General features: G+C 34.0%; 10 protein-coding genes. 7 read left to right on the top strand and 3 right to left on the bottom strand.

Going from position 1 to position 15,654, the window contains the following annotated elements; translation table 11 throughout:
• Positions 1-12 precede the first annotated feature (12 nt).
• Entirely contained in the window at positions 13-2,655 is a 2,643-nt protein-coding gene (gene gyrA / locus ABZP37_RS10215) for a DNA gyrase subunit A (RefSeq protein ID WP_366182727.1), read from the bottom strand.
• A gap of 256 nt (positions 2,656-2,911) precedes the next feature.
• Between gyrA and ABZP37_RS10210 the strand changes: the two genes are divergently transcribed.
• Positions 2,912-5,461, top strand: coding sequence for an ATP-dependent Clp protease ATP-binding subunit (locus ABZP37_RS10210; protein ID WP_366182726.1), 2,550 nt, complete (start codon positions 2,912-2,914; stop codon positions 5,459-5,461).
• 139 nt (positions 5,462-5,600) lie between these two features.
• Complete coding sequence (rimK, locus tag ABZP37_RS10205) at positions 5,601-6,974, top strand: 30S ribosomal protein S6--L-glutamate ligase (protein ID WP_366182725.1); 1,374 nt, start codon at positions 5,601-5,603, stop codon at positions 6,972-6,974.
• A gap of 93 nt (positions 6,975-7,067) precedes the next feature.
• Here rimK and ABZP37_RS10200 read toward each other — a convergent pair whose 3' ends face one another.
• Positions 7,068-8,351, bottom strand: a complete 1,284-nt coding sequence (locus ABZP37_RS10200; protein ID WP_366182723.1) for an inorganic phosphate transporter — start codon at positions 8,349-8,351, stop codon at positions 7,068-7,070.
• 30 nt (positions 8,352-8,381) lie between these two features.
• A complete protein-coding gene (locus ABZP37_RS10195; protein ID WP_366182721.1) occupies positions 8,382-9,026 on the bottom strand; it encodes a DUF47 family protein in 645 nt (214 codons plus the stop codon).
• Positions 9,027-9,407: 381 nt separating this feature from the next.
• Here ABZP37_RS10195 and thrA point away from each other — a divergent pair, with 381 nt between their 5' ends.
• From thrA to ABZP37_RS10170, 5 genes are all read left to right on the top strand, one after another.
• Positions 9,408-11,858 (top strand): bifunctional aspartate kinase/homoserine dehydrogenase I, encoded by a 2,451-nt coding sequence (gene thrA, locus ABZP37_RS10190; protein WP_366182719.1) that lies wholly within the window; start codon positions 9,408-9,410, stop codon positions 11,856-11,858.
• A 109-nt stretch (positions 11,859-11,967) separates the two neighbouring features.
• Entirely contained in the window at positions 11,968-12,891 is a 924-nt protein-coding gene (locus ABZP37_RS10185) for a homoserine kinase (protein ID WP_366182718.1), read from the top strand.
• Between the two features lie 111 nt (positions 12,892-13,002).
• A complete protein-coding gene (gene thrC / locus ABZP37_RS10180; RefSeq protein ID WP_366182716.1) occupies positions 13,003-14,292 on the top strand; it encodes a threonine synthase in 1,290 nt (429 codons plus the stop codon).
• Positions 14,293-14,418: 126 nt separating this feature from the next.
• Entirely contained in the window at positions 14,419-14,670 is a 252-nt protein-coding gene (locus ABZP37_RS10175) for a hypothetical protein (protein ID WP_366182714.1), read from the top strand.
• A gap of 207 nt (positions 14,671-14,877) precedes the next feature.
• Entirely contained in the window at positions 14,878-15,645 is a 768-nt protein-coding gene (locus tag ABZP37_RS10170; RefSeq protein ID WP_366182713.1) for a phosphatase PAP2 family protein, read from the top strand.
• The last annotated feature ends 9 nt before the right edge of the window (positions 15,646-15,654 follow it).

Here is a 15,654-nt window from a genome sequence, read left to right as displayed (position 1 = left end):
TTCAGTTGGTTATTAAGACTCATCATCTTCTGAATCATCGTCAATTTCTTCATCTTCAACTTCGTCATCATCAGAATCATCATCGTCATCAGAACCTTCGTCTTCTAAAACCTCTAAAACAGGCTTAACCCTTTCGATTGTTTCTACTTCAATAACATTACCATCTTCATCAACAACAACTTCTTCGGCATCGTCTTTCATTACTTTAGTAACTGCAGCAATAGAATCTTTACCTTTTAAGTTAATTAATTTCACACCTTGAGTAGCACGTCCCATAACGCGTAAATCCTCAATAGCCATTCTGATTGTTAATCCTGATTTATTAATAATCATTAAATCATCAGCATCAGTCACGGCATTAATAGAAATTAGCGGCCCAGTTTTTTCGGTGATATTAAGTGTTTTTACCCCTTTTCCACCACGGTTGGTAATACGATAAACATCCTCTCCATCATCATCTACTAATTTAGTACGTTTTCCGTATCCATTTTCAGTAACCACTAAAACTTGAGTATCGTTTACTGCATCCTTAGCAACAGTAACCATGCCAATCACTTCATCATTATCATCTTTAAGAGAGATTCCACGTACTCCAGAAGCTGTTCTTCCCATTGGTCGTGTTTTAGTTTCTTCAAAACGAACTAATTTTCCAGACTTAACAGCAAGTATAATTTGGCTATCCCCATTTGTTAATTTAGCTTCTAACAACTCATCCCCTTCCTTAATAGTAATTGCAGCAACTCCATTAACTCTAGGTTTAGAATATTTCTCTAAAGAAGTTTTCTTAACCTGCCCTTTTTTAGTTACCATAACTAAGTTATGAGAAGTAATATAGTCTTTATCTTTAAGATCTTGAGTACAAATAAAAGCTTTCACTTTATCATCACTCTCTATGTTTACCAAGTTTTGGATTGCTCTACCTTTGGCTGTTTTGCTTCCTTCTGGAATTTCGTAAACACGCATCCAGAAACATTTTCCTTTTTGAGTAAAGAACATCATGTATTGGTGATTAGTAGCAACAAACATGTGCTCCAAGAAATCTTGATCTCTTGTTCCAGCACTTTTTTGTCCTACTCCACCTCTATTTTGAGTTTTATATTCTGTCAAGTTTGTACGTTTGATATATCCTGCATGCGAAATTGTAATTACCACATTCTCATCTGCAATCAAATCTTCAATACTTACATCTCCACCAGAATACTCAATAACAGAACGACGTTCATCTCCGTATTTTTCACGAATTTCTTCTAGTTCTTCTTTAATCAAAGCGATTCTCAAGTTTACATCTGCTAATAAAGCTCTTAAATGCTCTATTAACTTCATGATTTCATCGTACTCTGTTCTTAACTTGTCTTGTTCTAGACCTGTTAATTGACGCAAACGCATTTCTACAATTGCACGAGATTGAATATCAGATAGTTTGAATCTTTCGATTAATTTTTCCCTTGCTTCTTCAGTACTCTTCGAAGCTTTTATTAAAGCAATAACTTCGTCTATATTATCTGAAGCAATAATTAAACCTTCTAAAATATGCGCTCTTGCTTCGGCTTTTTTCAGTTCAAATTGTGTTCTACGTGTAACAACATCGTGACGGTGTTCTACAAAATAATGAATCATATCTTTCAGATTCAACATTTGCGGACGCCCTTTTACCAATGCAATGTTATTTACACTGAAAGAAGATTGTAATTGTGTATACTTATATAAGGTATTCAAAACAACGTTTGGAGTTGCATCACGTTTCAAGATATAAACGATACGCATACCATTTCTATCCGATTCGTCACGAATATTCGCAATTCCGTCTATTTTTTTGTCATTTACTAAGTCAGCAGTACGTTTAATCATATCTGCCTTATTTACTTGGTAAGGAATCTCCGTTACAATGATACACTCTCTACCATCTACTTCTTCAAAACCAACTTTGGCACGCATTACTACTCTACCTCTACCTGTTTTGAAAGCTTCACGAACACCTTCATAACCATAAATAACTCCCCCAGTAGGAAAATCTGGCGCTTTTATATGATTCATCAATTCATCGATCTCAATGTCATTATTGTCCATATAGGCCAATGTTCCATTGATAACCTCAGTAAGGTTATGAGGAGGCATATTAGTTGCCATACCTACTGCAATACCCGTTGCTCCATTAATCAATAAGGTAGGAACACGAGTTGGCATTACTTTCGGCTCATATAAAGTATCATCAAAGTTCAATTGAAAATCAACAGTTTCTTTTTCGATATCGGCCATTATTTCTTCAGAAATCTTGCGCATTCTAGCCTCAGTATAACGCATCGCTGCAGGACTATCGCCATCCACAGAACCAAAGTTACCTTGACCGTCAACTAATAAATAACGCATACTCCACTCCTGGGCCATACGAACCATAGCATCATATACTGAAGTATCTCCGTGTGGGTGATACTTTCCTAGAACTTCCCCAACAATTCTAGCGGATTTTTTATGGGCTTTATTTGAAAAAACTCCTAAATCATACATTCCATAAAGGACTCTTCGATGTACTGGTTTCAAACCATCTCTAACATCTGGAAGTGCTCTAGATACAATAACTGACATTGAATAATCAATGTAAGCTGATTTCATTTCATCTTCTATGTTAATAGGAATTACCTTTTCTCCTTCAGACATAAGTTGTTATATTAAATATTATATTAGTTTCAAAACGTGCCAATATACAGCTTTTTGAAATTTTTAAAAGCTTTTTAACACACTAATTTCAATGATTTATTAACAAACGCAGGTTGTATTTATTTAATAAATTAACCTTTATTTATAGATGTATTATCTATTTTTTTTGTCAATTAGCTGTCAAGACCCTAGAAAGGAATGATTTTTGTTTTTAAAATACTAATTCACTAAATTTACTGATACCAATACAAATATTATGGATGATAATTTTTCACCAAGAGTAAAAGACGTTATAACCTACAGCAAGGAAGAAGCCCTGCGACTGGGCCATGACTTTATAGGAACAGAACACTTAATGCTTGGTATCTTAAGGGACGGTAATGGAAAAGCAATAAAGATATTAAACAACCTTTCTGTTGACCTAGAACACTTACGCAGAAAAGTAGAAATACTAAGCCCCGCAAACCCTACCACTGAGACCAATATAGAAAAGAAAAACCTGCATTTGACTCGTCAAGCGGAGAGAGCTTTAAAAACAACCTTCTTAGAAGCTAAAGTTTTTCAAAGCACTTCAATCAGTACAGCACATTTATTACTTTGCATATTAAGAAACGAAAACGACCCAACAACAAAGCTACTAAATAAACTAAAAATAGATTATGATATAGCTAAAGAACAATATTTAAATATGACACCAAACGAAGAAGAATTCTTAGAAAACCTACCTAGAGCTACTGATTCCTATAATGACGATCCAGGACAAGATGACAGCCTAAAAGAGGGCAACTTCAACACTCCATCTAACAAATCGAATAAAAAATCTAAAACTCCAGTCCTTGACAACTTTGGTAGAGATTTAACCGAAATGGCCGAAGAAGGAAAATTAGATCCTGTTGTAGGGCGTGAAAAAGAAATTGAGCGTGTAAGTCAAATTTTGAGTCGACGCAAAAAAAACAACCCTCTTTTAATTGGAGAACCAGGTGTGGGTAAATCTGCTATTGCAGAGGGACTTGCTCTACGTATTATCCAAAAGAAAGTATCTCGTATATTATTCAATAAGCGCGTTGTTACTCTTGACTTAGCTAGTCTTGTTGCAGGTACCAAATATCGTGGTCAATTTGAAGAACGTATGAAAGCCGTTATGAATGAATTAGAAAAAAATGACGATATCATTCTTTTCATTGATGAAATTCACACGATTGTAGGTGCAGGTGGAGCAACTGGGTCTTTGGATGCATCCAATATGTTTAAACCCGCATTAGCAAGAGGAGAAATTCAATGTATCGGAGCAACAACGCTTGACGAATACAGGCAATATATTGAGAAAGATGGTGCTTTAGAAAGACGTTTTCAAAAAATTATTGTAGAACCTACATCTGTTGACGAAACAATAATTATTTTAAACAATATAAAAAACAAGTACGAAGACCACCATAATGTTACTTATTCACAAGAAGCAATTGAAGCTTGTGTAAAATTAACCAATCGTTATATGTCTGAGCGGTTCTTACCTGACAAGGCAATTGATGCTTTGGACGAAGCTGGTTCTCGTGTTCATATCACTAATATTGAAGTCCCTAAGCAAATTCTTGACCTAGAACGCCAATTAGAAGACATTAGAGAGCTTAAAAATGTTGTAGTTAAAAAACAGAAATACGAAGAAGCAGCCAAACTTCGTGACGATGAAAAACGTCTTGAAAAAGATTTAGCCATCGCACAAGAACAATGGGAAGAAGATGCTAAAAATAACCGAATTGAAGTTACCGAAGACAATGTAGCTGATGTAGTTTCAATGATGACTGGAATCCCTGTAAATCGTATTGCCCAAACTGAAAGTAATAAATTAGCAAAACTGCCCGAATTAATTGAAAGTAAAGTTATTGGTCAAAAAGAAGCTGTCTTGAAAATTTCGCGTTCTATTCAAAGAAATAGAGCAGGCCTAAAAGACCCTAACCGACCTATTGGTTCGTTTATTTTTCTTGGTCAAACAGGTGTTGGTAAAACACAATTAGCAAAAGTTCTTGCAAGAGAATTATTCGATTCTGAAGATGCCCTAGTACGTATTGACATGAGTGAATACATGGAGAAATTTGCTATTTCAAGATTAGTAGGAGCACCTCCAGGATACGTTGGATACGAAGAAGGGGGGCAATTGACTGAAAAAGTACGAAGAAAACCATATGCAGTTGTTCTTTTAGATGAGATTGAAAAAGCACATCCAGATGTATTTAATATGCTTTTACAAGTACTCGATGACGGTTTCTTAACAGATAGTTTAGGTCGTAAAATAGACTTCAAAAACACTATAATTATCATGACTTCAAACGTTGGAGCTAGACAATTAAAAGATTTTGGTCAAGGTGTTGGTTTTGGAACTGCTGCCAAAGTAGCCCAAGCCGATGATAATTCAAAAAGCATTATTGAAAACGCTTTAAAGAAAACTTTTGCTCCAGAGTTCTTAAACCGTGTTGATGATGTAATTGTATTTAATGCTTTAGAAAAAGAAGATATCGATTTAATTATAGAAATTGAATTAAAAAAATTATTTGCTAGAGTTGCCGAATTAGGCTACACATTAAATCTTTCAGACAAAGCAAAAAGTTTCATCGCAGACAAAGGTTTTGACAAGCAATTTGGTGCTAGACCTCTAAAAAGAGCTATTCAAAAATATGTTGAAGATACTCTTGCAGAAGAAATCATCACCTCTAAAATACATTCAGGCGATGAAATATTTATGGATATTGAAGATGGAGCACAAGAACTGTCTGTTGTAATTCATAAAGCAGGCGAAGCTACAAACCCATAATTACAATTATAACTATTCTATAAACCCGTTACGTTTTATTAACATAACGGGTTTATTTTTTAAACTTTTTTCTTAACGAATTCAAAAAACTATATCTACTTTTGCCCCTACATAAATTAGACCAAACAAACGATACATTATGTCTCAAAATAAAGTCATACTTGGTAGTGAAGAATGGTGTTCGCTTCCAGAATTAGGAATCCCAACCATCAAAGCACGTGTTGATTCAGGCGCTAAAACTTCCGCTTTACATGCCATAAATATTGCTCCTTTTATAAAAAATGAAGCAAATTGGGTGAAATTCGATATCAATCCAATTCAAAACAATCAAAAAACAGTTATCCACTGTGAAGCCCCACTTATTGATAAGCGAATTGTTAAAAGTTCAAGTGGATTCAGAGAACAGAGGTATGTCATCCAAACTACCATAGATATTGGAGAAGAAAAATGGACTATTGAAATGACGTTAACAAACCGAGATTCAATGGGCTACCGTATGCTTTTAGGTCGGGAAGCAATGAGCGGACGTGTATTAGTCGATCCCGAACAACAATACTTATTAGGACAACCAACTCCAGAAAACCTTAAAAGCCTTTACAAAGATGCTGAAAAACAAACTACAGGCTTACGTATTGGGCTATTAGCTAGTAATCCTGAATTGTACAGTAATAAAAGGATCATGGAAGCTGGTGAAATGCGCGGACATGAAATGCATTTTTTAAACATTAAAGAATGTTACATGAAACTCGATGCCGAAAAACCAGAGATTCATTATCGAGGCGGAAAAATATTAAATAAATTTGACGCTATTATCCCTAGAATACGTCCTAGTGCTACGTTTTATGGTTGTACTTTAACCCGTCAATTTGAAGCCTTAAATGTATATTGTTTAAATTCCTCAATGGCTATTACGCAGTCACGAGATAAATTATACTCCCTACAGTTATTACTACATAGTGGTATTGGTATTCCTACAACTGGATTTGCAAATTCCCCTTTGGATACTAATGATTTGATAAAAATGGTAGGCGGACCACCATTAATTGTAAAATTACTGGAAGGAACACAAGGAAAAGGAGTTGTATTAGCAGAAACAAAAAAAGCAGCAGAAAGTGTTATCAATGCTTTCAAAAGCTTAAATGCAAATATTCTTGTACAAGAATTCATCAAAGAGGCTAACGGAAAAGACTTACGCTTATTTGTAATCGATGGAAAAGTTGTAGCAACTATTCAACGAGAAGCTATGCCAGGTGAATTTAGAGCAAATATCCACTTAGGAGGAACCGCCTCAGTAATCAAAGCAACAGCTGAAGAAAAACGCATTGCAATTAAAGCAGCAAAAGCGATGGATTTAAAAGTAGCAGGTGTAGATATCATTCGTTCCTCTAAAGGTCCGTTATTACTGGAAGTAAATTCATCCCCTGGACTTGAAGGTATCGAGGGAGCGACTAATAAAGATATCGCTGGAGAAATGATTAAAGCAATTGAAAAGAACTTCATCAAATCAAAGTAAGTCCACTTAAAGAAATTTATATAAGGCAAAAAAAACATCCTAATTTATAGTAATTAGGATGTTTTTTTTAATCAATTTATGTAGTAACACTTTCTAAATAAAAGCACTTAATATATAATAAAACAAAGCTGCTAACAAAGCCGAGATTGGAATCGTTAATACCCAAGCCCATAACAAACTCACAGTAACACCCCATCTAACTGCAGAAACACGCTTAGTCAATCCAACTCCAATGATAGAACCGGTAATAGTATGCGTTGTACTCACCGGAATCTTCAAATGTTCTGTAAAATATAAAGTTAAAGCTCCAGCTGTTTCCGCGGCCACACCTTCAAACGAAGTTACTTTTGTGATTTTAGAACCCATTGTTTTCACAATTTTCCATCCACCGCTTAAAGTTCCTGCCGCAATTGCCGTATAACAAGCTAATGGAATCCAACCTGGCATATGAAAATCTCCTTTATCATTTGGTAGCACCACATTCAACCATTCAGGTAAACTCTCTTGAGCCGCACCAGTTGTATGAATATATACTGCAACAGCAGCAGCAATAACTCCCATTACTTTTTGAGAATCATTCCCACCATGACCTAAACTAAAGGCTGCAGATGACAATAATTGCATCTTTTTCAACCAATATGATGCTTGATTTAAGTTTAAATAACTAAAAATCAAACAAAACATGCTTACCGACAATACAATAAAAGCAACCAAAAACCATTTTAAATTATGAGCTTCAAACGCAACACTCAGAAAATGAGAATCAAAACGTGGTTTTTCTATAGCTTCATAATATACCATTTGCCCTTCGATAAACCAAATAGTAAAAGCCATCAAAGCCAATGTAAATAGTTTAGGATAAATACTTTTTTTCGACGAATGTAATAACCAAAGAGAGATTAAATAGGACATCAACGCTCCTACCAAAGGTGCAAGTACAATAAACGCAATGATGATTAAAACTCCCGATGGCATTCCTCCATCTTTTCCTTCTTTATACCATGAAACCACTTCAAAACCTGCGTGTGCAATAGCTGCACCAGCAAAACCTCCAATCAAAGTATGAGAAGAACTAGAAGGAATTCCCAACCACCAAGTGAGTAAGTTCCAGCAAATAGCCGCAATCACACCTGCGAGAATCACGACTAGATTAATATCCATAGTGTGTGCAGTTTTTGCAACAGTATCTGCCACTCCAAAACCAAAAACCCAGTAGGCTAAAAAATTAAAAAAAGCAGCCCAAAGTACCGCCTGAAAAGGCGACAGTACCTTTGTAGCAACTACAGTAGCAATTGCATTAGCAGCATCATGAAAACCATTGATGTAGTCAAAAATCAAGGCTAAAATTATTATAACTATAAGTAATGTAAAATCCATAAATGTAGTTTCAGAAATGTAACGATTAAATTAAGAGTGTTTTACTGCAATTGATTCTAATACACTAGCAACACTCTTACACTTATCCGTAGCCGTTTCTAAAACAGATAATACTTCTTTATATTTAATAATATTTTTAACGTCTGTTTCATTTTCAAAAATCTCAAAAACTGCCTTATTATAAACATTATCTGATTTGTTTTCCAATTTGCTAATTCTAGCACAAGCTTCAGTAATACTTCTAAGATTCTTCAAGTTTCTTAACTCTTTTACAGCTGAGTCAATATTTTGACAAGCCTCAAGATTAATTTCCGTTAATTTCCTTATAGATTTAGTGATTTTATCTACTTGATATAAACGCATGATACTAGCAGCTCCGTGTAATTTATCAGCAACATTATCTATTGAAGTAATCAATGAATGAATATCCTCTCTATCAAAAGGAGTAATAAAGTTTCTACTTAACTCTAAATTTGTTTGGCGCGTAATATCTTCTCCTCTTTGTTCCAAAACATCAATCTTTTGAAAAAGAGCTTCTCTTTCTTTTAATGGTAAATTAACTGCTTCATGAAGATCTGACGCTAATTCAATTAAATTACTTGAAGCTTCTTCAAATAGAGGAAAAAACTTTTTATCTTTTGGAACTAAAAACTGAAAAATACTATTTATTGACATTTTTATCTATTTTATTGTTGTGCGCAAATTTAAATTATTTTTTTTTATCAATACGCATCTATAAGAACAAATCCATATTAAACTTAAACCACTGACTAACTATAACATTAGCTAATCAAAAACAAATTAAAGAGTAAGCATTTTGCTTTTTTGTAAAAAATATGTACATTTGGGCTTCTTAATATGAACAATTACAGAAACACATATTTTACTTCCCTAACAACTTCTAATGAAGTTGTACTTTCTGTTACTTTTACAACAACTACTACCCCTTAGGGGTAAACAATTCACATATAATCTTATATTTGCATTTTCCTTATTTAAAGGAAGGTCTTGGATATATAAAAAATAGTACATTTTTTTTTAAATAAAACAAACGAAATGAAAGTATTAAAATTTGGCGGAACTTCAGTTGCCAATGCACAAAATATAAAATTAGTTTTAGACATCGTCGCTAATAAAGCCAAAGAAGATAAAATAATAGTAGTTGTCTCTGCGCTTAGTAAAATCACTGACACACTACATCTTGCGGCAGCAAAAGCCGCCGCTAATGATGAAAGTTTCAAAGAAATCATTGCTGAAATTGAAAAGACACATTTAGATACTCTAAAGCAACTAATTCCAGTTAGCGAACAAAGCGGTCTATTAAGTCATATTAAAAGAATCATCAACCACCTTGAAACTTTACTGGATGGATGCTTTCTTTTGGGAGAACTTTCCGCTAGAACTTTGGATACAATTTTAAGTTTTGGAGAATTACTTTCTTCTTATATTATCGCTGAAGCTTTAAAACAAAATTTAAAAAACACTAGTTACAAAGACAGTCGCGAATTAATTAAAACCAATAATAATTTTGGAAAAGCCAACGTTAATTTTGACGTTACTAATTTATTAATCAAGAATTATTTTGATTCGAATGAAAATCAAGTTGTGGTTATGCCAGGATTTATTTCTTCTTCGACAGAAGGGATAAGTACTACTTTAGGTCGTGGTGGTTCCGATTTTACCGCTTCCATCATTGCCGCAGCATTACATGCAGACGATTTAGAAATTTGGACTGATGTAAACGGAATGTTTACTGCCAATCCAAAAATTGTAAAACAAGCACAGCCAATCGCTACTATTTCGTATCAAGAAGCAATGGAATTGTCACATTTTGGTGCCAAAGTATTGTATCCACCAACGATTCAACCTGTTTTACAAAAAAACATTCCAATCTATATTAAGAATACTTTTGCTCCAGAAGTAGAAGGAACTTATATTTCAAATAACCCAATAGCTAGTACTAATCCTGTAAAAGGTATAAGTCATATTGAAAACATTACTTTAATCACACTTGAAGGCCCAGGAATGATCGGAGTAACTGGTTCTTCAAAAAGGCTTTTCGAAGTACTTTCTCAAGTACATATTAATGTTATTTTCATCACACAAGCATCCTCTGAGCATTCTATATGCATCGGGATCTTAAATGAAGATGCTGAAGAAGCAGAAGGCGCAATCAATAAGGCATTTGAAATTGAAATCGTACAAAATAAAGTTGAACCTTGCATCGTTGAAAAAAACCTTTGTATCATTGCACTTGTAGGCGAGAAAATGAAAAACCACCAAGGATTGAGCGGAAAAATGTTCAGTACTTTAGGGAAAAACAATGTAAATATTCGTGCCATCGCTCAAGGTGCTTCTGAAAGAAATATTTCAGTGGTTATTAACGAAAGAGATGTCAAGAAAGCATTGAATACACTTCACGAACGTTTCTTTGAAGACAACACCAAACAATTGAATTTATTTGTAATGGGTGTTGGTAACGTAGGGGAAATTTTCATCTCTCAAATTGCACAACAAAAGAAATTTTTAAAAGAAAATTTAAAAATAAACCTTCGTGTCATTGCTGTATCTAATTCTAGAAAAATGTATTTTGACGAAGATGGTATGGACTTGAAAAAATGGAAAGACCTTCTTGACGAAAAAGGAGAAACTGCCGACCAAGATTGTTTTGTTTCTAAAGTAAAAGAACTTAATTTACGTAACAGTATTTTTGTAGACATCACTGCCAACGAAGGGGTTTCAAAATTATACGAAAGGTTCTTAGAACAAAGTGTTGGAGTTGTTACTTGTAATAAAATTGCATGTGCATCTGAGTACAGCAACTATATAAAATTAAAAAATCTATCCCGTCAATACAATGCTCCTTTCTTATTTGAAACGAATGTTGGAGCGGGATTACCTATTATAGACACCGTTAAAAACTTAATTGCTTCTGGTGATAAAGTCCACAAAATACAAGCCGTATTATCAGGAAGTTTAAATTTTATCTTCAATAATTTTGATGATAAAAACTCTTTCCACGATGTCGTAAAAGAAGCAGGTGTACAAGGTTTTACAGAACCTGACCCAACTATTGATTTGAGCGGAATTGATGTGGCTAGAAAAATATTAATTTTGATTCGCGAAAGTGGATATAAAATGGATATTGAAGAAATTACTAACGATCCTTTTATGCCTGCAGCTTGTTTGCAAACTAATTCTAACGAAGCTTTCTTTGCTTCATTAATTGAGCACGCAGCTCATTTTGATGCAATTTATCAAGAAGCTATAAGTAAAGAATCAAGATTAAAATATGTTGCAAAATTCGAAGATGGCAAAGCTAGTGTAGGATTGCAATTTATCCCAAAGGATCATCCATTCTATAACTTGGAAGGAAAAGACAATATCGTATTGTTTTTCACTGACCGTTACGTGGACCAGCCTTTATTAATCAAAGGTGCAGGTGCAGGTGCGGCAGTTACTGCGTCCGGAATATTTGCTGATGTAATTAGAATAGGTAACGTTTAAGAAAAGATACTAAGTGACTAAGATTCTAAGTTACTAAGATTGTAAAATGAATATAAAACTGGGGAACTTAGAAACTTAGGATCTAAGAAGCTTAGAAACTACAAAAAAAATGAATGAAATAAAAGTTTTTTGTCCTGCTACAATTGCCAATCTATCTTGTGGTTTTGATGTTTTAGGATTATGCCTAGACAATGTTGGGGACGAAATGATTATTCGAAAATCAAAAGAAAAAGGGGTTCGAATCACAAAAATTGAAGGTGCCAATTTACCTCTTGAAACCGAAAATAACGTTGCAGGTGTCGCTTTGTTAGCTATGCTTGAAGAGGTGGAAACCGATTTTGGTTTTGAAATTGAAATATACAAACACATCAAAGCAGGAAGCGGAATTGGTAGTAGTGCTGCTAGTTCAGCTGGGGCTGTTTTTGGTGCGAATGAATTACTAGGTAATCCTTTTACCAGAACAGAATTGGTGAAATTTGCCATGCAAGGAGAAAAACTAGCTTCTGGTAATGCCCATGCAGACAACGTTGCTCCTGCCCTTTTGGGTGGTTTTACTTTGGTAAGAAGTGCAAATCCTTTGGATATAATAAAAATTGAAAGCCCTTCATTGTTATATGCTACAGTTATTCATCCTCAAATAGAGTTGAAAACATCGGACGCACGTTCGGTATTAAAACAAACCGTTTCTCTAAAAAGTGCTATCACACAATGGGGAAATGTTGGTGGATTGATTGCTGGTTTATACACCCAAGATTATGAATTAATCGGTCGTTCATTGCATGATGAAATTATAGAGCCTTTACGATCTGTTTTGATTCCTGGTTTTGATTTAATTAAGCAAGCCGCATACGAACAAGGTGCCTTGGGCTCAGGTATTTCAGGTTCTGGTCCTTCTATTTTTGCGTTAAGCAAAGGAAAAGAGACTGCTGAAAAAGCTGCAAAAGCCATGTGTGCCGTTTACGATAGTATCAATTTACCTTACGAAATTCATGTTTGTAAAGTGAATGACGAAGGAATGAGAGTTATAAAATAAGTATTAAAAATATTTAAGATTTTTGATTAACGATTTCTGACTTAAGATGTAACAGTTGTTACTAGAAAAAATCAAAAATCGTTAATCTTCAATCAAAAATCAAAAATCACAATGAAATATTACAGTTTAAATCATAATGCACCGAACGTTTCTTTTGAAGAAGCGGTTATTAAAGGATTAGCATCTGACAAAGGGTTGTACTTTCCTGAAAGTATCACACCATTATCACAAGACTTTTTTGACAACATTGAAAATTTAAGTAATGAAGAAATTGCATTTGCTGCAATTCAACAATTTGTTGGAGATGAAATTCCAGAAACTAAATTAAAAGAAATCATTGCCGATACTTTGTGCTTTGATTTCCCGGTAGTTCCTCTTGAAAACGGAATCTACTCTTTAGAATTGTTTCATGGACCAACAATGGCTTTCAAGGATGTGGGAGCACGTTTCATGTCCCGTTGCTTGGGTTATTTTAACCGAGATAAAAAAGATAGTAAAAATACGGTTCTTGTAGCTACATCTGGAGACACAGGAGGCGCTGTTGCCAGTGGTTTCTTGGGCGTAAAAGGAGTTGAAGTTATCATCTTATATCCTTCAGGAAAAGTAAGTGACATTCAAGAAAAACAATTAACAACTTTAGGACAAAACATCAAAGCGCTAGAAGTAGATGGCGTTTTTGACGATTGTCAAGACATGGTCAAAAAAGCTTTTTTGGACGAAAGTCTAAAACACAAAGGATTGACATCTGCCAATTCTATCAACATTGCACGTTGGCTACCTCAAATGTTCTACTTTTTCTTTGCATACAAAACCTTGAAAAGTCAAAATAAAAAATTAATTTTCTCTTGTCCAAGTGGGAATTTTGGGAATATTTGTGCAGGAATTATTGCTAAAAAAATGGGATTACCTGTACACCATTTTGTAGCTTCTACGAATGTGAATGACACCGTTCCAAGATTCTTAGTAAACGGAGAATACGACCCTAAAGCTTCGATTGCGACGATATCTAATGCGATGGACGTAGGAAATCCTAGTAACTTTATTCGTATTCAAGAAATGTATCAAAACGATTTGGAGCAATTCAAAAAAGATTTCTCTTCCTATAGCTTTACCGATGCAGAAACTACGGTTGCCATGCAAAACATATACAAAACAAATGGTTATGTTGCAGAACCTCATGGTGCAGTGGGTTATTTAGGTTTAAAGAAAGAATTACCGTTACACGAAAATGCAATTGGTATTTTCTTAGAAACAGCGCATCCAATTAAGTTTTTAGATGTTGTAGAACCAGCTTTGAATATTACACTTTCAATTCCTGCTCAAATTGAAGCAGTTATGCACGAAGATAAAGTAAGTACTAAAATAAAAACATATGAAGAGCTAAAATCATTTTTAGATTAAGACTCTTTTCAAAATATTTAAATCGGCTAAAAATAAAACTTTTAGCCGATTTTTATTTTAAACCTTATTCACTCATTAACGTCTATTGCATATAAATAATTTACATTTGGAGCATTTTTAAAAAATTTGAGAAAAACATTCTACATATTTCTGTTTGTTTACTATACTCTAGGAGTGATTTGTCTTCCTTTGGGTAATTTCTCGAATTTGATTCACTTGCCTGAAATGTATGATTATTGTAAAGTTACCGAAGACCCTGATTTAAATTTAGGTGATTTTATTGTAGAATATTTAATGAATTTAGATGGGGTTTTTGAAGATGATGAAACGGAAGATGATGACAAACCACATCAAATGGTGGAATTTTTTCCAAATTAATCCAGTTATCCCTTTAAAAGAAAAGATAGTTATTTTTGAATTTAAAAATACTACTGTACCGTATTCCTTTGAGCAAAAATCGACTTCTATTTTTAAAAATAAGTTTTACTCCTATAATCCTGATTACTCTATTTTTCGTCCCCCAATACTCTAATATTAATTATTCGTTTTTAGATAATATTTAAACAATATTGAAAAAAATATACAATGAAAAAACACCTTTATTATGTAGCTTACATGCTTATTACGTTAAATGTAAATAGTCAAGCACAACAATTAATAAAACAGGATAGCATTTATTCAACAAAACAGGAAAACATACATTTTAATTATAAACAATTAATCCTTCCAGTCACTTTAATGTCTTATAGCATAATTGGCTTGGAAAGCGATGCTATAAAATCTATCAATTCAGAAATCAAAGAGGAAGTCAACGAGCACATTGACAAAAGAATAACAGTAGATGATTTCTCCCAGTACGCACCTGCCGTAACGGTTTACGCATTAAATAATATGGGAATTAAAGGGAAAAATAATTTAAGAGACCGTTCGATAATTTTGGCAACATCGTATTTACTCATGTCTTCCATCGTATTGCCTTTGAAGAAGATTTCAAATATCGAACGTCCTGATGGCACAGCTAATAATTCTTTTCCTTCTGGTCATACGGCAACTGCATTTGCAGGCGCTGAATTTTTATGGCAGGAATACAAAGACGTGTCAGTTTGGTATGGAATATCGGGCTATTTGGTTGCAGCAGGAACAGGTGCTTTTCGTATTTACAACAACCGTCATTGGTTGACTGATGTTACGATGGGAGCTGGAATTGGTATTTTATCAACAAAAATTGCCTATTGGACCTTCCCTTACATCAATCGAATATTCAAAAAGAAAAATAATACAAATACAGGAATAATATCTCCTTTCTATAACGGAAAACAACTAGGAGTAGGAATCATTTTAAACACAAAATAAATACACATC

It is taken from the genome of Flavobacterium ovatum, from assembly GCF_040703125.1.
GTDB classification, from domain to species: domain Bacteria; phylum Bacteroidota; class Bacteroidia; order Flavobacteriales; family Flavobacteriaceae; genus Flavobacterium; species Flavobacterium ovatum.
This window is presented reverse-complemented; position numbering and strand designations above follow the sequence as displayed.